Origin of the sequence: Nocardia sp. JMUB6875 (genome assembly GCF_041154655.1) — a bacterium.
Classification (GTDB): domain Bacteria; phylum Actinomycetota; class Actinomycetes; order Mycobacteriales; family Mycobacteriaceae; genus Nocardia.
This window is the reverse complement of sequence record NZ_BAAFGR010000052.1, coordinates 17,952-44,550: the sequence shown is the minus strand read 5'-3', so window position 1 is coordinate 44,550 and position 26,599 is coordinate 17,952. Positions and strand designations below refer to the sequence as shown.

Below are 26,599 nucleotides of genomic sequence, written 5' to 3'. Positions count from 1 at the left end.
GTCTTCCACTACGCAGCGTCGGATGCACACGCCCGCCCTCGTCGAGCCCCGCCCCGACCTTCCGCTGAGCGCCCGACCCGACCCTGGCATCATGGATCAGGTGAGCGCAGACACCCTGGTACGTCCCGACGAGACCGTGGACGAGTCGACCGACAACGACACTCCCAAGGTCTTCCACTACGTCAAGAAGAACAAGATCGCCGAGAGCGCCGTCATGGGCACCCACGTCGTAGCCCTCTGCGGCGAGGTCTTCCCGGTGACCCGCTCCGCCAAGCCCGGCTCCCCGGTCTGCCCGGACTGCAAGCGGATCTACGAGATGATGAAGAAGTGATGCTCTAGGACCAGGCATTTTGGCTGCTCTGTGGGCGTTTTATGGCTGTGAAGTGCCACTTTGGGTGCAACTTTCAGCCGGTTCGAGAGTGGCCCGTTGGTGTTGAGTCCTTCTTCATCGGTGGGTGGATGACTAAGGAATGACTGTTTCTGCTGGTCAGGATGCTTGTGCACTGCTGGGTGGGTCGCAAAGTGTCAGTTTGGTGCTGTTTTGACGGGTCGGCGGCCCCGACTGTGGTCGACCAGCCTTCCGCTCACCTGCGGATGGCTGCGACGACGCCTTCACCGTCGTAGGCCCCGACAACGATCGCCTCGACACCGATGGTGTGAGGACCAGCCGACAGAGGCGGAAACTCGTGATCGGTCACCCGTCTGCGGGATTCGCGGCGCGCCGGACCGAGCACCTACCCCCTCAACATGGGCGCAGCGTTGGCGGCGACCTTCCGGGCCAGGTTGCAGCCGAGTTTTGTTCTGGCCGTGGCGGAATCATGGCATGGCCGGTGGCCTGGAGGCAGGAGTGACGGCGGTCGTCAGTGGGGTACGGACCGGATCGTGAGGGGCCCGCGGCGCGTCGCGGAGGACATGAGCCAATTGCTGGCGATGGCGAGCATGCTGGTATTGGCGCTACGGAGGTCGGTTTCCAGTGTGGCGACCAGCTCGCGCACATCGACGGTGGCCGAATCGACTTGCAGCAGTGTGGATTTGGTGTCCTCGAGAATGCCACGTAGCCGGTCGAGGCGCTGCAGTACGTCCAGCAGGTTTCGTACGAGATCATCTCCGAGCGTCAGAAAGGTCGTCACACCGACGTCATCGTCGGTGAGTTCGCTTACGGTGACTGCCCGCGCCATGCTCGGCCGTGCCCGCCATGGGGCGCCGGTCTCGTTGGGGGTGCTCATCTTCCATCTCCGGGGGTCGGGGGAGTGGACAGACAGCGAACCTTGTGGAGCAGCGTCATGGCGACGCTCCCGTCTGACCGCGTGACCGGTCGGGTTAGCTGGGTGAGGGGCGTCGCCGGATTGGCGGCGTGAAGGCAATCACCACTGTGTCCACGCTATACCCGGTGTCACCCTCAGCGGTGTAGGCGCAAACACTTCGTGCCAATGATTTTCATCTACGATGGGATGAATAGCTTCACCGCTGCCGAACCCAGTCCACACATCTACGGGCCGTCTTCCCCAGTGGCCGCCGAGAAGGGCAGACGGGTAATGGGCTGCTGGCATACCACCGACGCTGTGGTCGTGACTATTTCCGCGGCGGCGATCACGGAAACGGGATTGGATTGGGCCACCGCCGTGACGACCTTACCCAGCCTCGATTCGCCCGACATGCATGCCTGGATCGCCGGCCATCATGACCCCGCAGGCGAACTCCACTGCGCTGTTGTCACCCCCAATGATCGACATCCCGATGGGCTACTTCCCTTGCCGCACAGGCAGATCTGCGTTCCCCCGCATGAGTACGCCGCATTCACGACGATGCTGGCCGACCGGTCATGCGAAGCTACCTGACCTTCCGTGGAATCACTTCGTCCGGGTCCGGGCGGCGGGCAAGCTGCTCATTGTGATGGCCAGTGATCGGGGGCTGGGAGGTATTCGACGCCGGTGATGACTTCGGGGTGTATGCAGAGGACCTTTTCCTGGCCGCCGGGCAGTCGTGGCTGCAGCAGTTGGTGATAGTGCGCGAGTTGGTTTGGGTCGGTGATCTGTTCGGCGGTGCCGGTGACGATCACACACCAGCCCTGTTGGGAGTCGGGGTCGAGGGAATCGGCCTCGTAGGCGACGACTTGCTGATACTGCGGAATGCCGACGCCCGCACCGGTGCCGACAATGATCATTTCCTCGTCGATGAGATGGTTGACCGGCCGGATGGCCGGTAATGCGTACCGCGAGTACGCGATCCGGCCGAACCTGGCCTGCGCCAGCAGTCGCAGGCATTCGGCGTCGGGCAGCGCACGCGCCTCCAACGGCTCCGGCTCTCTCACCCCGGACCTGCGCACCATCAGATTGCTGTTGGATTCGGGCTCAGGCTTGTAGATCATCGTGGACGCCCTCCGATAGTCACGAAATCGTGACGTGCGGCTGATGGCGTCGGGGTTCCCTACCTTCCGGGGCAGCAAACCACAACCACGCCCTTCGGTCCATTTCGTCCGGAAGCGCACGGACAGAGCGAGATTCGTAGCGCATCACTCATCTATCGGCGGCGGCTGGGGTTGGGCTTACAAAGGTGGTCGGGCAGCGAATCGCCGACCGGGCCAGTTGGCGTGGGTGACGCGATGACACAGGGCGTCGGCGTCGGCGACGACGGGTCTGGTGCCGCCGTTGGCGAGCCTTTTCGGCGTCCAGGTTCCGCTGAGCTGGGCGGTCGGCCGGTGGTTGAGCTCAGTTGATCGTGGTCGGTTGCCCGATGTCGTCGGTCGGGAGAGGGCCGTCCACGGTTGCGCTGACCCAAACGGTGTTGAGGTTGATGTCGCCTCCACGATGGGAGAGGAAGGCGATGTCGGAGGCGTCGCGGCCGGTGGCGATGCGGACGAGGGTCGAGCGTGGGGCGAGCATGGTCGGATCGAATGCTTGCCAGGTTCCGTCCACCCACGCTTCGGTCACCGAATGGAAGTCCATGGGGAAGCAGCCGGGCGCGTACACCGAGGCGACCCGGGCCGGTATCCCCACGGCCCGCACGAGTGCGACCGCCAGATGCGAGTAATCACGGCACACCCCGGTGCCGGACAACAATGTCTCCACGGCGCCGTCGACGGGGGTGCTGCTGCCCGCGACATAGCGGATGCGGCGGGCGACCCACGATGAGATCCGGGCGGGCATGGCAGGATCATTTATCCCGCAACCGAATTCGGATGAGGCGAAGCCGAGCAGCCGGTCCGACTCGGCGAATCGGCTAGGCCGCAGATATGCCGTGCGGTCGTAGTCCGAGGCATCTTGCGGCGGTGCCGTGCCCAGGACGGTGGCGCGATAATCCACCAGCAGATTGCCCGCGCCGGAATCGAATACGTGGATTCGGCTGCCGTGGGGGCCGTTGACCTCGCGGGGCATGATCGCTTGTCCGTCGAGCGTGAGGACCATCGATTCGGCCAGGTCGATCCCTGGCTGCCAGGCGACGGCGATCTGCAGCTCGAGCGTTGCGGGGGACAGGACTGCGACGTCGAGATGGGCGGAGACGTCACGCTTCATCCCCTGATCCTCGCAGAATACGCAGCAGTCCAGGGTATCCGGGAGATCCCGCTGTGTTGAGGGCACGCAAGTGTAGGCTGGCATCCGCGGAGCGAACCTCATGTCGGGTCATTCGGGTCGGCGGTGGCTCCGCGGAATCGGGGCGAATACGGGACCCGAGACGGGAGCGTCGACGGTGACGCGACAGGATTCGGCAACTTTCTCTCCGGTTTTCGCGCGACGGTGCACGCACGGGCGCGGTACGTCCTCGTGATCGTCGCTTCCGCCCCGATGCCCGCCGCCGCGCAATGCCCGCCGCGGCTGCTGCTGCGCGCGAACGATGCCGGGGCCGGACCCATCGAGGGCGCCTGGTGGCCGCGAACCGCGGATCCCATGACCGAGCTGCACGAGGTGATCGAGGCGATCGGTCCGGTGCTGGGGCAGCTGGTTCGGGTCGGATTCGATTGGGCTGCTGTGGGATCGGCCTTCGACGCCCTCGGTGCGTACCGAGACCCCGGCGGGTGCGTGGGCGGCATCATGCACCTGCTCGGATCGCGGGGCACACGGATAGCTCTGCTCGTGGTCGCGGCGGATACCGAGCCCACTCTTGCCGCGACCCATATGCGTTGGGCAGCAGGGCAACCGCTGCCCAACGATTAGTTGGCCTGCGCGGTGTTCACGACGGGACCGATGAGTCCAGGTCCGGGCCGAGTCAGTTGGGGGTTGTGGTGCGATCGGCCCAGCGGCGCGCGGCCGTCCGCCGCTCCGTGCGTTCGCGCCGGCACCGATTACCGGTTCGCAACAGGTCGTTCACCGTCGGTGTGCCGTTGGTCGTGGCGGCGGCGGTTATCGCCGAGCACGCATCGGTCGCGGAGGTCTCGGGTGGTACCACCAGGACTACGAGCCTGTGGCCACGCAATCCGCTCAGTTCGACGGTGTGTGCGGGAGAGTACCCGCGCCAATCGAGCCGTACCGGCTTTCCGGCCACGCTGAGCGCACGGGTCGGCGTGTCCCAATCGGTCAGGTAGTACGCGACCCGCAGGACCGGCCCGAAGTGCGCAGCGACAGTGGTGATCAGGCCGGGAAGCTCGGTCATGAGGTCATTGGAATAGGGCCACCAGCCGCCGTCTACGTAACCGGTTTTCGGAGCCCACCGCTTCATCAGCACTCGCGGCATCGGCATCCTCCGCGCGGGTTGGGCGTCGAGGCCGGCGCGGGTCGAGTGCGGTGTGGGTATCGGTTGCGTCGTCATGATGCGCGGTTTGTCCTGTCTCGGCCGTCAGCGGCCGGATCTCCGGGCAGGTTGCGCCTACGCTGACCGAACGAGACGTTGACCTACACTGTAGACATCCTACTCGCGCCTCATGACGACCGGACGCGCAAACAGGCGACGGGTGCGGCCGCCCGTCAACGCTGTAGCTCTGCACTCGGGCGACCATTGGGGATCTCATTCGGACGGAGGGCATTCGGAATGGCCGAACAGCCTGCCAATCACAGAAATTCGCGATCGGCGAACCGGCGGTCAGGGCCCGGCGCACGCCGGGACGCGCCGATCACCCGGGCGGTGGTGCTGAATACCGCCCTCGAGATCGTCGATCGAGACGGGGTCGACGGGTTGTCGATGCGGCGGCTGGCCGAGGCGGTCGGGCGGGATCCGATGGTGATCTATCGGCATGTGTCGAACAAGGCGGCGGTGCTGGACGGAGTGGCCGAGATCGTCTTCGATCGACTATCCGTCGACACTGCCGCCGCGGACTGGGCCGCGCAATTGCGGGTGGTCGCCCGCGAATTCCGCGAGCTGGCGCTGGCGCATCCCCGAGTGGTGCCGCTGTTGGTGACGCGGCCGCTGGCCACGCCGTTGGGACAGCGGCCTCCCGCGGTGGTTCGCCCGCTGGAGGGGATCCTGGAATTGCTCACTCGCGCAGGGTTTTCCGGTGCCGATGCGCTGCATGTCTACCGTGCGCTGTTCGGGTTTCTCTACGGGCACGTGCTCAACGAGCTGCAGGAGATCGTGGAGCGGCCCGAGGAAACCGATGAGGTGCTGCGCCTGGGGTTGTATCGACTCTCGATCGAGGAGTTCCCTCTGGTACGCGAGCTGGCGCCGGTGCTGGCGGCCTACGACGGCGCCACCGAACTCGAACGTGGCCTCGACATTCTGCTCACCGGTCTGGCAGCGACCCTGCCCAGCTTGGAAGAATGACCGCTGCTTCCACCGGTTCGCCTCGAGGCCGAGCCGCTGGACGTCAGCGGGTGCGGATATGCGAATTTCCTTTCCATAGTGGGATGTTCACGGGTTGGAAGCCATCATGTCGATGGACCTGGAAATCCATCCGGTTGATCTCCCGTCCCGAACTACCGTTAACGTGGAGGCGCGGCTCCATCTCCGGGGTCGGCTCCGCAAGAACAGGCGGGCGTCGGATATGAAGGCCGGCCAGGCTGATGCTCGAAATCTCTGTCGGCGTACAGCGAGTGGCCGATCGTCGTGAGCGGCTTCGATCCGGTCGGTTCGGAGCGGTTCCTCGCCGCGTTGTCGGTGGTGTCACGCGCGGTCGTCGGTCCGTCGCGCATTGTGATGGCGTGTGTGGATGTGCTGGCGGTGCAGCGCGCCGCGATCGCGGTGGGCGTCACCGAGATCGGCTGGGAAGTGTTGTGCGCCAGCGATTCGGTCGCCGACCGGTTCGAGGCGTTGCAGGTCACCGCGGGGCAGGGGCCCGGAATCGACGCGGCGGTGCGTGGCGAGGTGGTCGTGGTCGAGGATCTGGCGCTGATTCATAACCGGTGGCCGCTGTTGGCCGCTGCGATGCCCCCCGGTGAAACCGGGGCGGTGTATTCGATTCCGCTGCAGGCGGGGGCCGTCCGGCTGGGAGTACTGGATCTGTTTCGCGAAAAGCCGGGGCTCCTCGATGGTATCGAGTGGGCGGCGGCGTCCTCGGTCGCCATGATGGTGACGATGATTCTGCTGTCGGATCAAAGCGCCGACGCCGAGAGTGCCGAGTTCGTGCTGGGGCAGTGGTGGAGTTCTGCTCCTCGCACCCGAGAGATCCATCAGGCTAGTGGGATGGTCGCTGTGCAGCTGGGGGTGCCGGTCCGCGATGCCTATTCCCGGCTGCAGGCCCATGCCTTTGCTCGCGGGTTCACCTTGGCCGAGGTCGCCGCCGATGTGGTGGCACGCCGGTTGCGCTTCGGTCCCGGTCCCGAGACATCTTGACCCACAACGGATATGGAATCAGACATGTAGGAGGAGTCGGTCGTGAACGAGCGAGAAGGCCCGCTGGTGCAGGCGTTCGTGGAGCTGGCGGACACACTCGTCGCGGACTATGACCTGATCGAACTGGCGCAACGCCTGGTCGACGACTGCGCGCGGCTGCTCGCCGTCGACGCCGCCGGAATCCTGGTGGCCGCTCCCGGCGACGGACTGCAGGTGCTCGCCTCGACCACCGAGCAGGCTCGTCTGCTGGAGCTGTTCCAGGTGCAGTCGGAGGCGGGTCCGTGTCTGCTCGCCTACCGCACCGGTGTCAGCGTTCTGGTCCAGGACCTGGCGGTGGAGCCCGACAGGTGGCCCGCGTTCGCGCGCCGTGCCCTCTCGGACGGGTTCCGCGCGGTGTGTGCGCTGCCGCTCCGGCTGCGCGACGAACGCATCGGCGCGCTGAACCTGTTCTCCCGCACCGCCGGAGCGCTGTCCGCGAAGGACGTTCTCGTCGGTCAAGCCCTGGCCGATATCGCCACCATCGGGATTCTGCACCAACGCGCGGCCACCCGATCGGAAACAATCAACCGGCAACTGCAGACGGCATTGAACACCCGAATCATCATCGAACAGGCCAAAGGCATGCTCGCGGAACGCAGCGGCATCGACATGGACACCGCCTTCGGACAATTGCGTGGCTACGCCCGCGCCAATAATCGGCGCCTGACCGACCTCGCCCGCGCCGTCGTGGAGGGCACGGCCGAGGTCGGGACCTTCCTCGACGGATCCGCCCCCTGACCCCCGAATCCGCTGTCCAGTAGGCTTTGGCAACGGTCTCGGCATTCGCCGAGTTCGTTCGAGGCCTCTCTGCGGTCCCTGCTTTCGAATCGCGATGCCACCCGAATTTTCGGAGAGGCGAATGTGGTGACGACCGCAGGCGGTATGGACGATCGAGAATCCATGGGCGACCCGGTCGAACGGACCGATGACCCGGGTGCGGATGTGTGGGACGAGGAGGAGTCCCCCGTGCTGCGTCGGGCGCGGAAGGAAGCCGAACTCAGTGCCGCCGGGGATTCGACGCGAGCGTATCTGAAGCAGATCGGGCGAGTTCCGTTGCTGTCCGCGGCCGAGGAGGTGGATCTGTCGGTTCGGATCGAGGTCGGACTGTACGCGGCGGAGAAACTGCGAGCCGACGCGGAGATGCCGCCGGGTCTGGATGAGGTGTTGCGCCGGGACCTGGCTTGGATCGTGCTGGACGGTGCCCGGGCGAAAGATCATCTGCTGGAGGCAAATCTGCGATTGGTGGTGTCGATCGCCAAGCGGTACGCCGGGTACGGTTTGGCGTTTCTCGATCTGATCCAAGAGGGCAATCTGGGCTTGGTGCGAGCTGTCGAAAAGTTCGACTACAGCAAGGGATTCAAATTCTCGACGTATGCCACGTGGTGGATCCGCCAGGCGATTTCACGTGCGCTGGCCGATCGGTCCCGGACCATCCGCATCCCCGCGCCAATGGTGGAGATCATCAACAAGCTCGGGCGGATGCAGCGGGAGTTGTTCCGGCAGCTGGGCCGGGAGGCCACCGTGGACGAGCTCGCCGACGAGCCGGACATCACGGTCGAGCGGGTCATGGAAATCAAGCAGATCTCTCGGGAGCCGATCTCGCTGGATCAGACGATAGGTGACGACGGCAGCACTCAGATCGGTGATTTCATCGAGGATTCCGAGGCTGTCGTCGCGGTCGACGCGGTGGCGTTCACTCTGTTGCAGGAGCAGTTGGGGGCGGTGTTGGACACGCTCAGCGAATGCGAAGCCAGTATCATGCGCCTGCGCTACGGACTGGGTGATGGTCGGCCCCGGACGCTCGAGGACATCGGTGCGATCTACGGCGTCACCCGGGAGCGGATTCGGCAGATCGAGCAGAAGACGATGTCGAAACTGCGCCACCCCTCGCGTTCGCGATTGCTGCACGACTACCTCGATTGATCGACCGCGGCGAGGACGGATCGGATTCCCACCCCTGGGAACTGCAGGGCTGTCCTCGCTCGGTCCACCGCGACTCTAGCCGCGCTTCTTGCCCTTGCGCTCGAAGCCGTCGACCTCGGACCGCGGTTCGGTCGACTTGGCTTTCTTCTCCGCTCGTTTTTCCTTCAGGGACTTGCCCTGAGCCTTGGACATCTTGCTACGCGGAGATTTGTCGGACAACTGGTTGGTCCTTTGTTTGGAAGGCCTCGACGGCCTCGATACCCGCGACCCTACGCCACCACGGCGGCTGCGAGTTCCTCTTCAGCGCAGGGCGTATCGGTTCCGGGCGTGTCGTCTGCACGGATTCCTCGCGTGCTACGAAAAATGAGGGTGTTCCGAGATCGATTGCTGCCCATATGGTTTCCCGCTGATGGTTTCGGTACGCAGCTCCGTGGCGTCTTGCGGAGTCGGGTGGCCACTCGTTTCGGTGCTGACCCGTAGGGGCAAACCTCGAATATGAGTACGGGGAGCGATCACATCGATTACGACGGGAAACCGGGTGTCGAATTCGTGAGCGATCTACGGCGGCGTCTCGCGTCGATTGCTCGTAGGCTCGCAACGATCGAGGCCGAGGCGGCGGTGCTGTGGGAGGAATACGCTTTCAGGCACCCGGATAAAGCGTTGCACGCTAACCAACTCGTCCGCCACAGGTTCGATGATGGCACCGTCCGAGCCGACAAATTTCTGTCTTCCGGCGATGACAGCGCGGCGAGCGAGCCACGAATTCGGTAGAGCAGCGTCATGATGACGCTCCCGCCTGACCGCGACCGGCCGGGTAGGGTTGCCGACACCGCTCGGTTGGCGGCAAACGCGGAATCGCCAGTGCCTCAACGCTATACCCGCGATGGTTTCGGCGCAGCAGCGTCGACCGGGCCGACGGCTCGGCACCGATGAAAAAAGCTTCGCACCGATCTCGGTGCGAAGCTCTTCACGAACCTATCGCGCGGAATCAGATAGCGCGGACGTCGGTGGCTTGGGGGCCCTTCTGGCCCTGCTCGACCGAGAACTCGACACGCTGGCCCTCGTCGAGGGACTTGTAACCCGCGCCGCTCACGGCCGAGTAATGCACGAAGACGTCCGGGCCGCCTTCGTCCTGGGCGATGAAGCCGAAGCCTTTTTCACCGTTGAACCACTTCACACTGCCTTGAGCCATGTTGAAAGCAACTTCTTTTCTGTAGTGAGCCGGGCGAATTCGTAGTGAGAAGCCCGTTCTCGAGTGCTGACTATGCCACAGGGGATCTCGATCGCCTGCATCGCGTGTCGAGGGCGACCCCGCTGGACGTGCTGTCGTGGCGGGATCGGACCCGTCCGCTCTTGCTTCCGTCCTGACGTGCCGCATGCCGCGCTGACCCAACCGGCGTGACCCGCGCGACTCGGAAGGGGCAGCGGTTCTGGCAGTTTGGTCGTCTCTCCAGGCGTGGAGGTGTGCTTGGACTTCCAACGGCCCGGAATGTCGGGATGTAGTGGGAACCGCAGTGCCATTTTGAGTGCCACTTTGCGGTCGAAACGGTGGGAATTCTTGGGTTTCAGTGGGGTGTTGTCGGAAGCATTGGGATCGGAAAATACCAGGTCAGAATGGTAGACCCGCCAGGATCGCCCGGTCAGCGGCCGATCTTGGTGGATCTACGAGATGATGAAAAAGTGATGCTCTAGGACCAGGCATTTTGGCCGCTCGGTGGGCGTTTTGTGCCTCTGAAGTGCCACTTTGAGTGCCACTTTCGGCGGGTTCGAGAGGGGTCCTCTACGGTCGAGTCCTTCTTCATCGGTGGGTGGATGACGCAGGGCTGGCTGTTTCTGCTGTTCAGGGGGTTGTGCAGTGCTGAATTGGGCCGCAGGGTGCCATCTTGATGTCATTTTGAAGGGAATCGGCGGCTCGGGGGCTCGGAGTTGCCGATAGTGGCACTCCCGCGAACGAGGTCTGCATGCCGCGCAGGCTGCGGTCGTACCCGCCACAGGACGGGGAGGAAACCGCCGCTCGGCGGGTTCCTCCGGGAACCCCGGGTCCGCAGGATCAGGAGTGCGCTGTGAGTCAGGCACAGTTCGGGGTCGCCGCAAACCGGACAGCGGTGATCCGGCCGCGCTCGGCAGAGCGCCGGAGAAGACGGGCGTCCGTGGATCCTCCCCCTGCGGACGCCCGTCGACACCGGTGCGATCTCGGCGGTGGTCGGTACATACCCGACCGGGTGGCCGGGTCCGCACCGCCGGGTGGCCGGAAAACCCCGGTCGAATGGCTGGGAATTCGCTGGTGGCATTGGTGTGTGGCCATCGGAAATTTACGGTCGAGAATATGAAGGAATCGCCGCCGCGTTTCGCGCGGCTTCGTCTGCTGTGGTCGTTTATTGCCCCGCATCGTGGCGTGCTCGTCATCGGCTGTGTGCTCGCGGTGCTGAGCGCGGCTGCGGGTCTGGCGACGCCCATGATCGCGAAGTGGGTGCTCGATGCGGTGGGGGCGCGTGCCTCGCTGGTGACGCCTGTCGCGACATTGCTGGTGCTGTCGGTGTTCGCTGCACTGGTGCGGTGTCTGGAATGGATTCTGCTGGGCACGGTCGGCGAGCGGGTCGTGCTTGATGCCCGGAAGTCCTTGGTGCGCCGATATTTTCGGGCGACGGTGCCCTCGCTGCAGCGACGACCGGTGGGTGAGCTGGTTACCCGTGTCACCTCTGACACGGTGCTGTTGCACGAGGCGACCTCGTCGAGTCTGATCGGTTTGGTCAACGGCACCGTGATGCTGGTCGGCACGCTGGTGATGATGGCGGCGCTGGATGTGGCGCTGTTCGCGGCCACGATCGCGGCGGTGGCCGTCGTGGGCGTGCTGTTCCTGGCATTGATGCCGGGTGTGGCCGCCGAACGTCAGCGGGCACAGCAGCGCCTGGGTCTGGTCGGCGGCGCCCTGGAAGGGGCGTTGCACGCGATTCGCACGGTGAAGTCCAGCCGTGCCGAGCAGCGCCAGTCCGAGCGAATCATCGCCGATGCCGAGGCATCGACCGGGCACGCCCTGCGGGCGGTGCGCCGCGAGGCGATCGCCGCGGGGTTCACCTGGACGGGTGTGGAGGTCGCGATCATCGTGATCCTGGCCTTCGGCGCGTGGCGGGTCGGGCACGGCGCGCTCGCGTTGTCGAGCCTGATCGCGTTCCTGCTGTATGCGTTCGCGCTGATCGAACCGGTGACCGGGCTGGGACAACATGTGATGGAGTTGCAGAGCGGCATCGCGGCGGCCGGACGGATCCGGGAGATGGAGCAGTTGGAGATCGAAACCGACTCCGACGCAACCGGAATCGCTCGGCCGATCGGTTCCGGTACGGGTGCGGCGCTCGAATTGTGCGGTGTCACAGCCGGTTACGTAGGAAGGGAAGCGCCCGTACTGCGCGATATCGATCTGGTCGTGCCGAGTCGCGGGCACATCGCGATCGTGGGGCCGTCCGGCTCGGGCAAGACCACGCTGCTGTCGCTGATCCTGCGTTTCCTGGAACCGCGACAAGGGGCACTGCTGCTGCACGGTCGGCCCTACTCCGAATACGGGCATGCCGGAGTGCGGGCGCGGCTGGCCTACGTGGAACAGGACACCCCGGTGGTTCCCGGAACCATCCGGGAGAACCTGCTCTACTCCTGCCCCGAAGCCTCCGAACAGGACCTCCTCGCGGTCGTTCGGGCCACCCGGCTGGAGGAGGTGATCGCCGCGCAGGAACACGGTCTGGACACACCGCTGAGCTCGTCGTCGGTGTCCAGCGGTCAACGCCAGCGCATCGCTGTCGCCCGGGCACTACTCGGCGCACCCGATGTGCTGCTGCTCGATGAGGCGACCGCCCACGCCGACGGTCTCACCGAAGCCGCGATCCACGAGTGCATCCGCGAACGAGCACAGGTGAGCACGGTTATCACTGTGGCGCACCGGCTTTCGACGGTCGTCGACGCCGACCACATCGTGGTGCTGCAAGACGGCCGTATTCGCGCCCAGGGCTCGCACGCCGAGCTGGTCGACACCGATGAGCTGTACGGCGAACTGGTGAGCGCGCTTCGAATCGAGGAACAGGCCGGAATGCACTGACGTAGCGGTGGGCACCCGCGCCGGACTGAATTCACCCGGTGCCCACCGTATCCGGTGGCACGGGCACCGGTCTGCCGCCATCCGATTAGCCCGCCTCTCGGCGGGGTTCGCCGATGTGCGCCGGGTCAGTGGCGGTCGGCTGGCTGGGGCGAGGGGATGATACCGATCATGTTGGGGCTGTTGGCTTTCAACGTAATAGGAGGAGGGGTGTCATGCCGGGCGTCCGGGCGAGATGCGAGTCTCGCCCGGACGAGGATCTCAGCGGATGTACTTGGCGGGCTTGGTGGCCGCGTTGAGCAGGTATTCGAGTGGGCCGCGCCGGAAGAATCGGGACCAGATCGTCGCGAACACCATGGCTCCGAGGATCAACAGCAGCAGCGGTGTCCAGGAAGGCTGGGGCGGGCCGTAGGATCCGTTGGGCGCCAGGGTGAAGGCGGACATCGCGACGAAATGGCCGACGTAGGCGGTCAGGGACATGGTGCCGACGGCGATGATCGGGGTGGCCAGGCGGCGCAGTCGCGGGAGGCGGGCCATGGCGGCGGTGGCGGCCACGATCACCAGGATCGCGAAGCCGACGCTGCCGACGATGTCGAAGGTGGTGCCGCTGTGCGGTCCGGCCAGCAACAGCGACGAAGCCGAGCCCTGAGGGAGGAACGCCTCGCTGCCCGCGCCCGGCGGCATCTTCCCGCCGGCCCCGGGAGGCGGCCCGGATTCGGCGGTGCTGCCCAGCGCGTTCGGTCCGCCGAGCAGCCGGGACAGGCCGTATCCGAGCAGGGTGAGGCCGGCGCCGAGGGTGGCCACGCGCGCCTGCACCGCGGGGAAGGCCAGGTCGAGGCGGGCTAGCGCCATGCCGGCGATGATGAACGGCAGCCAGGTGATGGTCGGGTACATGCCGGTGAGCAGCAGGTCGAGAACGCCTACGCTGCTGAGCTTTTCGAGCGGGTCGTGGGCGTTGATGGCGTGCCGGACCGGCTCGGTGAGCAGTGATCGCAGGACGAACGCCAGCTGCGGGGTGATCAGCGCGAGCGCGGCCGCGATGATCGCGAGCGTCTTGGCGCTGTACTTGGCCAGCGGCAGGGCGAGCAGGAAGTACACGCCGTAGAAGGCGAGGATCACCACATCCCCGTAGAACATCGTCATCACCGTGCCCAGTGCGATGAGGACCAAGGCGCGAATCGCGATGCGGGCCTTGGCCTGTCGGCCCGCCCGACCGGTCTTCGGCTGTCGGCGTCCGGCGATCAGCACCAGCGAGAACCCGGCCAGGGTGGCGAACAGGATCGAGGAGCGGCCGTCGACCAAGTATCGGATCCAGCTGCCGACACCGTGCGTGGACGACAATTCTGGGCCGACGTGGACGGTGTACATGCCGAAGACGGCCAGCGCCCGAGCCAGATCGATCCCGACCAGCCGCCCCGTCGAGGGACCGGGCGGAGCCGATTCGGTGTGTCCGGGCGGGGTCGGAGGAGGCGATGTCTCCTGTGGCGGCTGTGTCGAGGTCATTAATCCAGCGTCACGGCCGTGGCGGGGGGAACACCATCCGGCAGGTTTCGGTTTCCGCCCCGCCGATCGGCGGGCCGTGCGGCCGATGCCGACGGGTTCGCGCGTTACCGAAGGCGCGGCGCAGGCCGACGCCACGGCGGGACCGCGAGATTGGTCGCGGCGCGCAGTACCCATTCGACCGGGCCGTAGAGGTGGCGGCGCAGCCACCATGCGCTGAACCAGACTTGTGCGGCGAAGGTCGCCGTGGCGATCGCGATGATGCCCGCGGTCGGTACCTGGCCTGCCAGGGCCAGACCGTATCCGGAGTAGATGAGCATGCACACCACCGATTGCCCGATGTAGTTGGACGCCGCCATTCGCCCGGCCGGGGCCAAGCGGGCCACCGTGTCGGCGTACGCGGAGCGGGTCAGCCACACCAGGCCCGCTATATAACCGAGGGTCAGCAAGGGGCTCGACAGCGACTGCAGTGTCGGCCAGAACGCGGGCAGCCGGACACCGGCCAGCGACGTGACGAACGACACCAGCGAAACCGTTCCGCCGACACCTAATCCCAGGGCCAGCGCGCGAGGTATCCAGGGGCGCAGCAGTTCTGGATTCTCGAAGACCCGCTGTTTGCCCGCCGCGAGTCCGATGAGGAACATGCCCAGCGCGGGTACGCCCTGGTACTGCCAGATCTGCAGCATGAAATGCGGGGCCGCGGACACCTGCGAGGCGAGGGTTTCGGCGACGCCACCGGTGAAGCCGACGTCGGTGCGGGGGGCGTTCGCCGCGCCGCTCTTGACGATCAGCTCGGGAGGCAGCAGCGTGAACGCGGCGTACAGCAGCAAGCCGGTCAGGAACGCGGTGCGGGCACGAATCTTGCGTACCGCCACCAGGATTACGCACAACACGGCGTACAGGGTGAGGATGTCGCCCAGCCAGAGCAGCGTCAGATGCGCGACGCCGACCAGGAACAGTGCGGCGCTGCGGCGCAGCAGTCGCGGCACCGGCCGCACTCCGGCCCGCTCGGCAGCGGCTATCTGCAAGGTGAACGAGTAGCCGAACAGGAACGCGAACAGCAGGTAGAACTTGCCCTCGAACAGTGCCTGTTCCAATCCGCCGCAGATGCGGTCCACGACGCTGCCCGACCCCGTCGGCCGCTGGCCGATTCCGTCCCCGGGAGCGAACATCGCCGACACGACGAGCGTATTGACCACGACGATCCCGTACAGCGCGAACCCGCGCAGGATGTCGAGCTCGTCGATGCGGCGGGCGGTATCGGGCGCGGCAATCGGCGAATCCGCCTTGTCCGGCATGAAATATCGCTCCCTTGAATCGAATTAACCACCCGCCGGAATCGAATTCGTGATCCGCGGCGGGCGGTGGTCGGCACGGCCCACTGATCGGCCGGGTTCCCGGATGGACAAACTTCCGGGTCAACCTACGAGCGGCCCGCCACCTCAGCCACCCGCCGAGGGGCCGGAATCGGCCCGTCGAGTGGCTGGCGCGGACGCGTTGGCTACCTGCGCGGCGAACCGGCGCACTGCCGGACTCTGGACGGGTCGGTTCCCGCCGATCGGCGGATGGTCGCCTCGTCGGCTGGCCCATACCGTCGCCAGGGTGAACGACAAGAATTCCGTGCCTGCGGGCACCCGGCCGCGTCCCGGAGTGAACGACCCGTGGTGAGCCTCGGCGGCGGAACACGGCTGTTGGCGCGGGCTGAGCCGCGGCGGTGGGCCGTTGATTCGGTCGCGGTAGCCGTCGCGGTAGCCGACGCGGTGTTCGGGAAGGCCTATCTGGATCGTGGCGCGTTGGCGATCGCGGTGATCGCCTGTGCCGCACTGCTATTGCGGCGCCAATGGCCGGTCGCGGTGTTTCTGTTCACCTTGCCGGTGGCGTTGACCGGGCTGATCGTCGCCCCCGCCATCGCCCTGTACACCGTCGGCAGGCAGTCTCCCGATCGGCGGGTGGTCTTCGGGTGCGCGGCCGCGGTCGCACTGGCGTCGACGGTGGCGTCATCGTGGCCGCTCGAAGGGTTCGGTTCGCACGCCGATGCCGTGGTGTATCTCGCGTTCACCGCCGCGTGGGCCGCCGCGCCGGTGCTGTTCGGTCTGTTGATGCGCACCCGCGACGAGCTCGCGCGGCGTTTGGTCGAAATCGAGGAGGCACGCGATCACGAGCGCGACCTGCACGCGCAGGCGGTGCTGGCGCGGGAACGGGCACAGATCGGCCGGGAGATGCACGATGTGGTGTCGCATCAGGTCAGCCTGATCGCGGTGCGGGCCGGGGCGTTGGCCGTCGCGACGACCGATGCGCAGACCCGCGAGGCCGCGCGTCAGATTCGGGGATTGAGTGTCTCGACGCTGGACGAATTGCGAAATCTGGTGACGCTGTTGCGAGCTTCGGGTGGCCGGGCCACGGAATTGACGCCCCAGCCGACCCTGGCGGATCTGCGGGCGCTGATCGACGCCAGCGGTATCGCCGTCGTGTTCGCGGGGACGTTGCCCGACGACGTTTCCGGTGCGGCGCAGCGTGCGATCTATCGGACGGTGCAGGAGGCGTTGACCAATGTCCGCAAGCACGCCCCGGGTGCGAGCGCTGATGTCCGGCTGTGGTCGGACGCTGAGTGGTTCGGTGTGGTCGTCACCAATGCGCCGCCGACTCGTGGCGCGTTGTCGTTGCCAGGGTCCGGGCACGGTCTGCTCGGATTGGCCGAGCGAGCCGAGCTGCTGAAGGGGCAGTTGCGCTGCGGCAGTACCGAAGCGGGTGGCTTCCGTGTCGAACTGCGGCTGCCCCGCACCTGAGTGACGGTCGTTCGGCGGGCCTGCGTCCCGCCACCGGGCGGGGCGTGAGCATCCATCCGGTGGATTCCCGAACAACCACGGGCACAACAGAATTGACGACGTCCGGTGCATACCACCGAGGCGAAACCCTGGTGAAAGCGAATGGATCGAAGTGGCGATAAACGCACGAACAGCGCACATCTGTGTCGGCACCCTGCTGATCGCACTGGTGGTGGGCGCCGGCACCGCCGGTGCCCAGGCAGTGACCGACAAATCCCGTCAGACGGTGACCGACGACGGCTGGACCCTGACGATCACCAAATCCGGTGAGAACCTCGACCGCTGGCCGAGCCTGGCCAATTCTCCGGTCAGCCGTGAGGGTTTCGTCTCGGTGAAAGCCACCGCGGAGCTCACCGGCAACGGCGCGCAGCGCCCCACCTCCGGCACCGTCACCCTGGGCTATCAGATCGGCTGCGCGGTGGACGTTTCCAGCGGTGTCGTGCTGGGTGTCGGCGCCACGCTCGGTGCGAGCGTCGGCATCTCGTTCACCAAGCCGCCCGGCGTCTCGGCCTCGGTGACTCCGAACGTCTCCACCACGATCAAGCCCGGAACCATCGAGACCGTCACCCTCGGCACCAAACCCCTGACCGAGGCCCGGGCGTCGATCACCGCCGAGCAGGTCCAGGTCAAGGTCGACGCCTGCGCGGGCCCGGTCAGCCTGCGCTCGTTCGCCACCGCGGCGATCTCCACGCCGACCGCCGACAACAACATCACCGTTTACGGTGACGCCATGCAGCTGTGATGATCCCGATCCCGGTACCGTCATGCCTGTTCTGGCACGTGGTGAGCAATTCCGAACGCGACAGTGAAGCAGGTCTTCTGTGATTCGAGTGGTGATCGTCGATGACGAGGCGTTGGTGCGCTCGGGGTTCGAGCTCATCCTGGGCGCGTCTCCCGATGTCGAGGTGGTGGGGACGAGCTCCGGCGGCGGGGCAGTCGAGCTGATCGCCGAGCAGCGCCCGGATGTGGTGCTGCTGGACATCCGCATGCCCGACGTGGACGGGCTGACGGTACTGGGTCAGCTGCGGGCAATGCCCGAGCCGCCGGTGGTGGCGATGCTCACCACCTTCGACACCGACGAGTACATCGTCACCGCATTGCGTTCCGGCGCAGCGGGATTCCTGCTCAAGGACACCGAACCCGAACAGTTGCCACAATTGGTGCGCACGCTGGCCGCCGGGGGAGTGGTCATGTCGCCGAAAGCGGCCGCGACGCTGCTGCACGCGGACAACGCGCTGGGCCGGGTGGCGGCCACCGACGCCGAGGTCGCGCGGGTCGGGGCGCTCACCGACCGGGAACGTGACGTGCTCGTGCTGCTGGCCGAGGGGCTGTCCAACGCGGAGATCGGACAACGGATCTTTCTCAGTGTCGGCACGGTCAAGGATCATGTCAGTGCCATCTTGACCAAGCTGCGCGTCGGTAGTCGGGTGCAGGCGGCGCTCGTGGCGCAGCGCGCGGGCCTGCTCACCGAGTGCGATCCGGAGCGGTAATGCCGCGCACGTGGCGGCCGCCGCAGCGGGTGATCGATATCGCGTTGGTCGTGCTCGCGGCGTTGGACGCCTGGCTCGGCAGCGGGCACCTCGAGCCCGAGGACGTGATCATGGCCGTGATCGCCTGTGCCGCACTGCTGTTGCGGCGGCGCTGGCCGCTGGCGGTGTTCGTGCTGACGCTGCCCGCGGCCGCGCTGACCGACCTGGTCGTGGCCCCGGCCGTCGCGCTGTACACGGTGGCGAAGCAGTCCGGCAACCGTTGGGTGCCCATTGTGTGCGCGGTGGTGACCGCGACTGCCGCCGCGTTCGCGTTTCCGTTCATGGAGTACGTGTCGAGCACCGACACCGTGGTGTCCGCGGCGTACCTGATCGCGTGGGCGGCCGCGCCGGTGCTGTTCGGCCAATTGGTGCGCACCCGTGACGAACTCGCGCGGCGGCTGGTCGAGATCGAGGAGGCGCGTGACCACGAACGCCGGTTGCACGCCCAAGCGGTGCTGGCCCGCGAACGCGCCCAGATCGGGCGTGAGATGCACGATGTGGTTTCCCATCAGGTCAGCCTGATCGCGGTGCGTGCCGGGGCGCTGATGGTCTCGGCTCCCGACACCGATACCCGGGAGGCGGCCCGCACCATCCGTGGCCTGAGCGTGACCACCCTCGAGGAACTGCGGCATCTGGTGACGCTGCTGCGCGCCTCCGGCAGTCGCGCTACCGAACTGACACCTCAGCCGACGCTGGCGGATCTGCGCAAGCTGGTCGAATCCAGCGGCATCGCAGTCGAATTCGACGGCACCCTGCCCGCCGACGTCACCGGCGCGGCCCAGCGCGCCCTCTACCGCACGGTCCAGGAAGCCCTGACCAACGTCCGCAAGCATGCCCCGGGCGCCACCGCCGAGGTCCGGCTGTGGTCGGACGCGGACCTGCTGGGCGTGGTCATCACCAATACGCCGCCCACCCGCAGCGCGCTGCCGCTGCCCGGCTCGGGCCACGGTCTGGTCGGATTGACCGAACGAGCGGAACTGCTGAACGGCCAATTTCTCAGCGGCCCAACCGCGGACGGCGGCTTCTGTGTCGAATTGCGGTTGCCGCGTTCGTGACCGGCTCGGCCACCGGCGATGCCCGACTCCTTCGCGGACCTGAAATTCCCGCCGGGTGGCGGGTTCGGACCAGCCGTGTGGCGGATACCGGAGGCAACAGGTCCCGACCCACGCTGGATCGATAACTGTCGACTCGGCCGATGGCCTGGAGCCGCGGGAGTGGTTGATGCGCAAGGTGATCGGACTCGTTCGGTATGTCCGCTGACCAGGACGCCACCGGTGTCGAGACCGGCCGCCACCCCTCGATCGCCATGCGGCTGGCGGCCGCGGCATTGCTCGTCGCCGGAATCTGCTACAGCTCCTGGGTACTCGAGAACGTCCTGAACGCCGGTGTGGATCCGGCGAACTCGTTCCTGAGCGAGCTCTATGCCGAGGGCAAGCCACACCGCCGCGTCTTCGCGACGGCAGAGCAGATCGCCGGGGCGATGGTCGCGTTCGCCGCGGTGTGCGGGCTGGTGCGCGGGCCGTGGCGGTCGTGGACCACGGTCGGCTGGCTGGCGCTGCTGTGCTTCGGCGCCGCCACGATCGCCGATGCGCTGTTGCCGCTGCGCGCCTGCCCGCCGGGACGGATCTGCGGCGCGGGTCGCGAGTTGTTTCCGCAGCTGCATCAGCCGCACGCGTTAACCAGCACCCTCGCCGTCACCTCGATCGCGGTCGCCGCTTTCGTCCTCACCGGATTCGCTCGTCGATCCGGATGCTGGCCCGTGGTCCGGACGGCCGGGTTCGCCGCACTGGTGGTCGGCATACTGGCGACGCTGTGGATGCTGGTGGGCGACAACCTGTCCGGGCAGTTCGCGCTCGGTATTGCCCAGCGCGTGCAGGTTGGCTCGATCTCGCTGTGGATGATCGCCTTCGCTGTCGCGCTCTTCTCCGATAACACGTGGGGCGGCGCTACCGAATGAGAATGTTGACCATGAATACGGCCAGGCCGAGCGCGGTGTTGCCCACGCCGATCGCGGCGGCTCGCCAGCGGGTGTAGCCACCGCTGCGGGCGGCCAGAACGCCCCAGACGAAGAGCAGGATCATGTTCAAAACCATGGTCCAGGTGGTGAAGCCGGAGGTCACCGAGCCGTCGGGCTGGACGATGTCGTCGGGCCACTGCCGCAGGTGAGCCAGGACCAGCAGGAGAATCGTGGGGACACAGGCGATCACGAGGGGGATGCCGGTGAGAAGATTGCGGCCCAGGTCCAGCCAGAAGCCCGACTGCGAGTCGATGCTGTGGGTGGAGACGTGCTGGCCGTAGCTGCGGGTGATCGCGGCGATGGCCACGCTGACGCCCACCCACAGCGCGGAGTGGAGAGGGCTCTGGCCCAGCGGCATCGCCGCGACGATGACGCTGGCCAGCACCGTCCCGACGACGCCGCCATAGATGTCGTTTGCCTGTAGCTGCACGGTCGCGGAGTGTAGTGCCTACCGTGCCGGCGAGCCGGTGGCCGACGTCGATGGCTTGCGCCATGCCGGAATCGACAGATACGTCGCCGCCCGCAGCAGCCACTCGACCCGGCCGTAGGTGTGGCGGCGCAGCCACCACGCGCTGAGCCACACCTGGGCGGCGAAGGTCGCCGTGGCGATCGCGACGACCCCCGCGACGGGCACCTTTCCGGCCAGGGCCAGACCGTAGCCGGTATAGAGGAACATCATCACGACCGATTGCCCGATGTAATTGGACGCCGCCATCCGACCGGCCGGGGCCAAACGGGCGACAGCCGCGGCCCACGGGGAGCGGGTCAGCGCGACCACTCCCGCGATGTAGCCCAGAGTCATGAACGGGTTGGCTAGTTCCTGCACGAGAGACCAATAGGCGGGTGTGCCATCGCGTTCCACCGAGTAAGCGAACGTGAGTAGCGAAACCGGTGTGCCCACACCGAAGCCCAGCGCCATGGCGCGGGATGTCCAGCGCCGCAGCAGCTCCGGATTTTCGAACAGGCGGCGCTTGCCGGCCGCCAGGCCGAGCAGGAACATGCCCAGCGCGGGCACACCCTGGGTGAGCCAGGTCAGCAGCATGAAGTGCGGGGCGCTGGTCAGCTGTGTATGCAGGGTTTCGGTGAAACTGCCGGTGAAGCCGTTGTTGCCGGCGAGGCCGGAGTCCTTTCGGAACATGGCGTCGCCGCCGAGGGTGAACATCAGCAGTAGATAGCCGAGGTACAGCAGCAGCCCCGTGACGAGGGCGGTCAGCGGTCGAATCTTGCGCAGCGCCACCAGGATCACGCACAGCACCGCGTACAGGGTGAGAATCTCGCCGACCCACAGTGCCATTACGTGGGCCAGGCCGAGCAGGAACAGCGCCAGACTGCGGCGCAGCAGTCGTGGCACCGCGGGGACTCCGGCGCGCTCGGCCGCGGCCATCTGCAGGGTGAACGAGTAGCCGAACAGGAACGCGAACAGCAGGTAGAACTTGCCGGTGAACAACGCGTCCACCAAGCCTTGGCAAATGCGATCCAAATCGCTGCCGCCCATGAAGCTCTGATCGCCTGCGCCCCAGCCGGGCGCGAACAATACCGTGGCCGCGATGGTGGTATTGACCACGAGGATCCCGTACAGCGCGAACCCACGCAGGATGTCGAGCTCGCCGATGCGCCGGCCGCCGGGCGCGGCGACCGGCGCATTCATCGTGTCCACCATGGGTTCTCGGCTCCTGTTGATCGGTCCCTGGACCGGCTCACCGGGTGATCGGCGCGGGGCGGTGGTCGGCCAGCACCTGCTTGCTGCCGTCGGGCGCGGTGCAGGTGAGATTGACCGCATGGGGGCCGAGGCGCATCTTGGTCAGCACCAGCGTGACCGTGCCGTCCGCCGCGGCCTTACCGGATACCGATTTCCCGGTCGAGACATCGTGTAGCGTGCACGCCGAGTTGGGGTGCGCGCCGGTCGCGCGTGCGGTGATCGTATTGTCCTTGGCGCCCTTGATGGTCACCGCCGGCGAGGCCGTGGCCGGGGCGGTGGCGAGCGCCACGGCGGTTGCGGCCGTGGCGAATCCGGTGGCGAGCAGCAGAATCTTCTTGGTCATCATCGTCATTCCTCGTGAAGCGTCGGGACCGAGCGTGCGGGGGTCACCAGCTGTCGTCGTCGAATCCGCCGAATCCGCTCTGCTCGTGGGTGTCGTTGGTCCCATGGGCGTCGGTGGAGGCGGTGTGGTTGTTGTGTCCGCCGAAGGCATTGCTGATTCCTTGGAAAAGCAGCGCTCCGCCCGCGACGCCCACCGCGGCTGAGCCCGCGGTGGCCAGAAATCCGCCGCCCAGTCCTCGACGACCGGACTGCTCGGGCGCGGCACCCCCGAATCCGCCGGCCTGCCCGGGTGCACCGCCGAACCCGGCGGCTGCGCCCGCCGGAGCCGCCCCATTGCCAGGGCCGTGCTGTGCGGACTTTCCGAACAGGTTCGCCAGGAAGCCGCCGCCAGGGCGGTCGGCGGGCGCGTGCTGCTGCGCGAGTTGCCCGTTCAACTCCGCGAGCTGTGCCTGGGCCTGCTGCAAGGCCTGCTCCTGCAGGATCACGGCCTGCGCCAGCACGTACAGCGCGTCGGGCTGGGAGGCGATGAGCCGCTGCACGGCCTCGGCGGCCTGCGGGTCCTTGGCCACCGGCTGCGCGGCGCGAATGCGCTCGGCCAGATTGCCGATGAGCTGCTGTTCAGTGTGGTCCATGCGATCTCCAATCCGTGGAAGGTCTGGAAACCAACGTATGAATCCCACGCTCCGGCAACCATCCGCCGAGAGTCCGGAACCGGCCCGTCGGGTGGCTGATCGTGACCTCTCGGCTCGGGCTACGCAACGTCGCCGACCGCCGGGAGGCAACCCGCCAGTCGGCTGGATGTCGGACCGATCGGATCCAGCCGATCGGCTGGACGACTTCGGTCGTGCGAGCGAAGTGGCCACGGGGACAGCGCCATACGGTTGATCCAGTTCACAAATGGATTCCTGGAGGAGACCTCAACGATGAAGAAACGCTTGCTCGGTGCGCTGGTGGTCGGTGCCGGCCTCACCGCGGTCGCGGTCGGCCTCGCCGCGCCGGCTTCGGCCTGGCCGGACGAGTACCACATCGGCGATGCGTGTTATGAACCCGGTGCGCGCGCGGAGGACCCCTGGGGCACTCCGATCGTGTGTGTCGACCCGGATCCGTATGACCAGAGCGCCGACCTGTTCTGGGCGCACGGCTGATTCGACGCTCGACCAGGGAGTTGGGCCTGTCCGGACGTTCGGACAGGCCCAACTCGCGTATCTACCCTTGTCTCGCAACGGAATCGACGGAAGCGTCATCGACGACGTCATTCCGGAACAGGCCCCACCCAACGGCGAAGCCCCGCCATCGGCGGCATCGCGGTCTTCGACGACGGACTCGGATCCGGGTATCGGCCCGGTGCCCGCGACCGAAAAGGCACTCGCCCGACTGGATCTCAGTTCGAACGATCGGACTGACCGGTGGTGGGGTGGCGAGTACCCGGGTGAGGGGGTGCCGGGTACTCGCCGCATCCGGGCGGCCTGCCGGGGCCACCGCGTGGTCACCGTTGCATTCGCTTCAGTCGATCCTGAGCGATTGGTCCCGTGGGGCCGCCGTACGACTGACGGCGGTGGTCCTACCCTGCGGGCGGTGAACCGATCACGGCTTGCGGGGTTGGTGGCAACGCCGCGATCACAACGATCGTAGGCAGGCACGGTGGCGGTCGACCATCCGCCGACCGGCCGGAACGACCAGTCTTTCAGCGGGTTTCGCATCGACCCGGAGCGCGATGGGACGCAAATAGATGGGCGGCGAGTACCCGGGCGAGGGAATGGGATGCCGGGTACTCGCCGCCACCGGTGGACTGGGGAGGCCACCGGGTGCCGGTGGCTCCGGATGCCACCGGGTCTGTCAACGCCGGATTCCGGTCAGCCGAGGCTGAAGGGCTGACCCCACAGGGTCACCACGGAATTGACGTTGGTGGTCGAGACTTTCACCCGCACGAAAGCGCGGGCCTGGGCGTACCCGCCGCAGCCGTTGACGCCGATCGTCGAGTCGGCCCAGGTGACGCTGCCGCTGGTGCCTTTGAACTTGTTGCGGGTGTTGTGCGACTCCTTGCCGAAGTCGTCGGCTTCTTCCTCGTCGAGCAGGTACACGGCCCGGGCTTGGCCGGGGCCGAGGGACAGGTTGCCGCCGGCCTTGCCGCCGATCTCCGGTTTCTTGCCTTCCCAGTCGGTCTTGGCGTCGACGCCGCCGTTCACGCCGCCGCCGTTGATGGTGACCTGGCAGCCGACGACATAGCCGGGATAGATCTTGCCGCCGTTGGCATTCGGGCCCGACAGCTCGACCTGCGCCGAGGCGGACACCCAGGCGTTGCGGTGCACCGGGGTGGCGCCCATGGACGGGCTGATGGTGGCGGACTCACCGACCAGGCGGACGGTCACCACGGTGCCGTCGGACAGGGTCTGGGTGAGCTCGGCGCCGGGCAGCGGGACGAAGGTGTCGGCGTTGGCGGCGCCGGTGGACAACAGGCCCAGGGCGGCGGTAGCCGCGGCGCCCGCGCCGACGGCCCGCACCATGGTCTTACGGATGTTCATGGCTTCCTCTAGGGGATCGAATTCGCTTACACGAGAGATGAATTGGCTTCTCTTGCCGAAAGTCAGCCGATGCTGAACGGCTGCCCGTAGAGGCTGGTCTTGGAGTAGTTGTCGCCGACGATCTCCACCACGGCATAGGAGCGTGCCTGCGCATAGCCCGCACAGCCCTGAATCTGGAGTTCGACATCGCGGTACTCGAGGGAGTACGTGCCCGCCTTGGGAATGTCCTTGCCCTCGACCCCGACGAAAGCCACCTGACCCGGCCCGAGCTTGAGCCCGAGCGACCCGCCCGCACCCACGGAGTTGAGGCTGACACTGCCCGAAACCCCGGCCGAGATGGCATCCTCACCGATGCTGACCTGACAGCCCACGATGTAGCCGGCGCTGACCCGCGAAATCCCGTGGGTGGAGGAGTTGTTGGTGCCCGGCGCGTTGGTGGCGCCGTTGTTCGGTCCGGCCGTGCCCTCCGGGGTCGCGGTGACCTCGGCGGCCACGATGCCAGAGAGCCAGGCCACGCGCCCGGCGCCATTGGCCGAGAGCGACGGCGAGATCACCGCGTGCTCGCCGGTGCGGGTGATCGTCACCCCGGGACCGACCCGCTGCCCGTCCGGCAGCGGCACGAAGGTGTCGGCGTGTGCCGCGCCCGTGGACGACAGACCCATGGCCACGGCTGCGGCGGCACCGAGCCCGGCAGCTCGTAGACCGCACTTGTCCGTGCGAAAACTATTCATTTCTACCCTCATCAGATACCGAGAGCGGTGCGGGGACTGTGCACCGCTGGGACGAATCGCGGCCCGTCGAAGATGGCGTGCGGACCGCGATTCGCAGCGAGCCTAGGACCGTGCTCGAAGGCCCGGACACCCGCCGATCGGCCGGAACAATCCGCCGACCGGGGGGAATCATCGACCCATGGGATGAATCCGGGGTGAAGTGCCATCCCGCGCATCGGTATCGGTGTAGAAGTCGAAGACTTCGGTGATGCTATCCGTCAAGCGGTTGGAGAATCCGTCGAACGACGGGTGCCTCCCGTCGGTCGGCGGATGGGCAGGGCGGCTCCGGCCCTCCCGGCGCCGGTGGTGAAGGACATCGCCAGCCAGGCCGACCAGGATGCCGCGTTCTCCGCCGCAGTCAACCAGTTCGGGATCGTCACCTCGATGGGCACGATGCTCGGCACACTGATCGGTGGTGTCGCGGGCGCGGCCATCGGCATTCCGCTCGGTGCCGCCGGGTGGTCTGGTGCTGGTGGGTGCGCCCGCCGCCATCGCGGTCGGCCTCGGCCTGGCCCAGCGTCTGACCGCGCCGGACTCCACCCCGGGGAAGTAACGGGTGACATGTTCGCGTCGGTGCGAAACTCGCACCGACTCGGACGAGGTCCTGGCGCACATCTGGACGGTTGATTACGCGGAACCTACGGGATGTGGTG

At 66.8% G+C, this 26,599-nt stretch carries 28 protein-coding genes and 1 pseudogene; 15 read left to right on the top strand and 14 right to left on the bottom strand.

All coding sequences use genetic code 11. From position 1 onward, the window contains the following. Window positions 1-100: 100 nt before the first annotated feature. On the top strand, window positions 101-331 hold the full coding sequence (locus ACAM49_RS15805; protein WP_369636258.1) for a DUF3039 domain-containing protein: 231 nt from the start codon (window positions 101-103) through the stop codon (window positions 329-331). A 529-nt stretch (window positions 332-860) separates the two neighbouring features. On the opposite strand, the gene ACAM49_RS15800 is transcribed toward ACAM49_RS15805, so the two are convergent. Further along, a complete protein-coding gene (locus ACAM49_RS15800; protein ID WP_369636256.1) occupies window positions 861-1,226 on the bottom strand; it encodes a hypothetical protein in 366 nt (121 codons plus the stop codon). A 204-nt stretch (window positions 1,227-1,430) separates the two neighbouring features. Between ACAM49_RS15800 and ACAM49_RS15795 the strand changes: the two genes are divergently transcribed. Continuing rightward, on the top strand, window positions 1,431-1,838 hold the full coding sequence (locus ACAM49_RS15795; RefSeq protein ID WP_369636255.1) for a hypothetical protein: 408 nt from the start codon (window positions 1,431-1,433) through the stop codon (window positions 1,836-1,838). A 47-nt stretch (window positions 1,839-1,885) separates the two neighbouring features. On the opposite strand, the gene ACAM49_RS15790 is transcribed toward ACAM49_RS15795, so the two are convergent. Continuing rightward, window positions 1,886-2,368 (bottom strand): pyridoxamine 5'-phosphate oxidase family protein, encoded by a 483-nt coding sequence (locus ACAM49_RS15790; protein WP_369636254.1) that lies wholly within the window; start codon window positions 2,366-2,368, stop codon window positions 1,886-1,888. Window positions 2,369-2,708: 340 nt separating this feature from the next. Beyond that, window positions 2,709-3,512 carry a transglutaminase family protein gene (locus ACAM49_RS15785; RefSeq protein ID WP_369636253.1) on the bottom strand — a complete coding sequence of 268 codons (804 nt, stop codon included), beginning with the start codon at window positions 3,510-3,512 and terminating at the stop codon, window positions 2,709-2,711. 249 nt (window positions 3,513-3,761) lie between these two features. Between ACAM49_RS15785 and ACAM49_RS15780 the strand changes: the two genes are divergently transcribed. Next, a complete protein-coding gene (locus ACAM49_RS15780; protein ID WP_369636252.1) occupies window positions 3,762-4,151 on the top strand; it encodes a DUF5994 family protein in 390 nt (129 codons plus the stop codon). Between the two features lie 52 nt (window positions 4,152-4,203). Here the strand turns inward: ACAM49_RS15780 and ACAM49_RS15775 are convergent, their stop codons facing one another. Beyond that, window positions 4,204-4,653 carry a DUF5994 family protein gene (locus tag ACAM49_RS15775; protein ID WP_369636257.1) on the bottom strand — a complete coding sequence of 150 codons (450 nt, stop codon included), beginning with the start codon at window positions 4,651-4,653 and terminating at the stop codon, window positions 4,204-4,206. Window positions 4,654-4,962: 309 nt separating this feature from the next. Between ACAM49_RS15775 and ACAM49_RS15770 the strand changes: the two genes are divergently transcribed. The 4 genes and pseudogenes from ACAM49_RS15770 to ACAM49_RS15755 form a co-directional block, all read left to right on the top strand. After that, window positions 4,963-5,691, top strand: a complete 729-nt coding sequence (locus ACAM49_RS15770; RefSeq protein ID WP_369636251.1) for a TetR/AcrR family transcriptional regulator C-terminal domain-containing protein — start codon at window positions 4,963-4,965, stop codon at window positions 5,689-5,691. 282 nt (window positions 5,692-5,973) lie between these two features. Beyond that, window positions 5,974-6,699 (top strand): GAF and ANTAR domain-containing protein, encoded by a 726-nt coding sequence (locus ACAM49_RS15765; RefSeq protein ID WP_369636250.1) that lies wholly within the window; start codon window positions 5,974-5,976, stop codon window positions 6,697-6,699. A 42-nt stretch (window positions 6,700-6,741) separates the two neighbouring features. After that, window positions 6,742-7,476 carry a GAF and ANTAR domain-containing protein gene (locus tag ACAM49_RS15760; RefSeq protein ID WP_369636249.1) on the top strand — a complete coding sequence of 245 codons (735 nt, stop codon included), beginning with the start codon at window positions 6,742-6,744 and terminating at the stop codon, window positions 7,474-7,476. A 204-nt stretch (window positions 7,477-7,680) separates the two neighbouring features. Beyond that, a pseudogene (locus tag ACAM49_RS15755) lies at window positions 7,681-8,661 on the top strand (RNA polymerase sigma factor); the annotation flags it as partial. A gap of 75 nt (window positions 8,662-8,736) precedes the next feature. On the opposite strand, the gene ACAM49_RS15750 reads toward ACAM49_RS15755, so the two are convergent. Next, window positions 8,737-8,880: a hypothetical protein gene (locus ACAM49_RS15750; RefSeq protein ID WP_369636248.1), complete on the bottom strand. Its 144-nt coding sequence runs from the start codon at window positions 8,878-8,880 to the stop codon at window positions 8,737-8,739. Between the two features lie 769 nt (window positions 8,881-9,649). Then, the gene (locus ACAM49_RS15745) at window positions 9,650-9,853 is read right to left on the bottom strand and encodes a cold-shock protein (protein WP_040808910.1); all 204 of its coding nucleotides are present in this window, start codon (window positions 9,851-9,853) and stop codon (window positions 9,650-9,652) included. A gap of 1,134 nt (window positions 9,854-10,987) precedes the next feature. Here ACAM49_RS15745 and ACAM49_RS15740 point away from each other — a divergent pair. After that, window positions 10,988-12,745 (top strand): ABC transporter ATP-binding protein, encoded by a 1,758-nt coding sequence (locus ACAM49_RS15740; RefSeq protein ID WP_369636247.1) that lies wholly within the window; start codon window positions 10,988-10,990, stop codon window positions 12,743-12,745. 258 nt (window positions 12,746-13,003) lie between these two features. Here the strand turns inward: ACAM49_RS15740 and ACAM49_RS15735 are convergent, their stop codons facing one another. Continuing rightward, complete coding sequence (locus tag ACAM49_RS15735) at window positions 13,004-14,245, bottom strand: DUF418 domain-containing protein (protein WP_369636246.1); 1,242 nt, start codon at window positions 14,243-14,245, stop codon at window positions 13,004-13,006. Window positions 14,246-14,349: 104 nt separating this feature from the next. Beyond that, window positions 14,350-15,540: a DUF418 domain-containing protein gene (locus ACAM49_RS15730; protein WP_369636245.1), complete on the bottom strand. Its 1,191-nt coding sequence runs from the start codon at window positions 15,538-15,540 to the stop codon at window positions 14,350-14,352. Between the two features lie 393 nt (window positions 15,541-15,933). On the opposite strand from ACAM49_RS15730, the gene ACAM49_RS15725 reads away from it, so the two are divergent. The 5 genes from ACAM49_RS15725 (at window position 15,934) to ACAM49_RS15705 (ending at window position 20,553) form a co-directional block, all read left to right on the top strand. Then, entirely contained in the window at window positions 15,934-17,028 is a 1,095-nt protein-coding gene (locus ACAM49_RS15725) for a sensor histidine kinase (RefSeq protein WP_369636244.1), read from the top strand. 151 nt (window positions 17,029-17,179) lie between these two features. Next, window positions 17,180-17,809, top strand: a complete 630-nt coding sequence (locus ACAM49_RS15720; protein ID WP_369636243.1) for an MspA family porin — start codon at window positions 17,180-17,182, stop codon at window positions 17,807-17,809. Between the two features lie 79 nt (window positions 17,810-17,888). Then, on the top strand, window positions 17,889-18,557 hold the full coding sequence (locus tag ACAM49_RS15715; protein WP_369636242.1) for a response regulator: 669 nt from the start codon (window positions 17,889-17,891) through the stop codon (window positions 18,555-18,557). Continuing rightward, entirely contained in the window at window positions 18,557-19,651 is a 1,095-nt protein-coding gene (locus ACAM49_RS15710) for a sensor histidine kinase (RefSeq protein ID WP_369636241.1), read from the top strand. Before ACAM49_RS15715 ends, ACAM49_RS15710 begins: the two co-directional genes overlap by 1 nt. Window positions 19,652-19,845: 194 nt before the next feature. Then, the gene (locus ACAM49_RS15705) at window positions 19,846-20,553 is read left to right on the top strand and encodes a DUF998 domain-containing protein (protein WP_369636240.1); all 708 of its coding nucleotides are present in this window, start codon (window positions 19,846-19,848) and stop codon (window positions 20,551-20,553) included. On the opposite strand, the gene ACAM49_RS15700 is transcribed toward ACAM49_RS15705, so the two are convergent. Genes ACAM49_RS15700 through ACAM49_RS15685 form a run of 4 tightly spaced genes read right to left on the bottom strand, consistent with a single transcriptional unit; the run spans window position 20,543 to window position 23,286 of the window. Then, on the bottom strand, window positions 20,543-21,043 hold the full coding sequence (locus ACAM49_RS15700) for a hypothetical protein (RefSeq protein ID WP_369636239.1): 501 nt from the start codon (window positions 21,041-21,043) through the stop codon (window positions 20,543-20,545). The two genes, ACAM49_RS15705 and ACAM49_RS15700, sit on opposite strands and share 11 nt — an antisense overlap. 18 nt (window positions 21,044-21,061) lie before the next feature. Continuing rightward, window positions 21,062-22,273, bottom strand: coding sequence for a DUF418 domain-containing protein (locus ACAM49_RS15695; RefSeq protein ID WP_369636238.1), 1,212 nt, complete (start codon window positions 22,271-22,273; stop codon window positions 21,062-21,064). 37 nt (window positions 22,274-22,310) lie between these two features. Then, on the bottom strand, window positions 22,311-22,655 hold the full coding sequence (locus ACAM49_RS15690; RefSeq protein WP_369636237.1) for a hypothetical protein: 345 nt from the start codon (window positions 22,653-22,655) through the stop codon (window positions 22,311-22,313). A 43-nt stretch (window positions 22,656-22,698) separates the two neighbouring features. Continuing rightward, the gene (locus ACAM49_RS15685; protein ID WP_369636236.1) at window positions 22,699-23,286 is read right to left on the bottom strand and encodes a DUF2076 domain-containing protein; all 588 of its coding nucleotides are present in this window, start codon (window positions 23,284-23,286) and stop codon (window positions 22,699-22,701) included. Between the two features lie 291 nt (window positions 23,287-23,577). On the opposite strand from ACAM49_RS15685, the gene ACAM49_RS15680 reads away from it, so the two are divergent. Then, window positions 23,578-23,799, top strand: a complete 222-nt coding sequence (locus tag ACAM49_RS15680; protein ID WP_369636235.1) for a hypothetical protein — start codon at window positions 23,578-23,580, stop codon at window positions 23,797-23,799. A gap of 708 nt (window positions 23,800-24,507) precedes the next feature. On the opposite strand, the gene ACAM49_RS15675 is transcribed toward ACAM49_RS15680, so the two are convergent. Continuing rightward, the gene (locus ACAM49_RS15675) at window positions 24,508-25,176 is read right to left on the bottom strand and encodes an MspA family porin (protein ID WP_369636234.1); all 669 of its coding nucleotides are present in this window, start codon (window positions 25,174-25,176) and stop codon (window positions 24,508-24,510) included. Between the two features lie 62 nt (window positions 25,177-25,238). Next, on the bottom strand, window positions 25,239-25,907 hold the full coding sequence (locus tag ACAM49_RS15670) for an MspA family porin (RefSeq protein WP_369636233.1): 669 nt from the start codon (window positions 25,905-25,907) through the stop codon (window positions 25,239-25,241). A gap of 454 nt (window positions 25,908-26,361) precedes the next feature. On the opposite strand from ACAM49_RS15670, the gene ACAM49_RS15665 reads away from it, so the two are divergent. Next, complete coding sequence (locus tag ACAM49_RS15665) at window positions 26,362-26,499, top strand: hypothetical protein (RefSeq protein ID WP_369636232.1); 138 nt, start codon at window positions 26,362-26,364, stop codon at window positions 26,497-26,499. Window positions 26,500-26,599 lie beyond the last annotated feature (100 nt).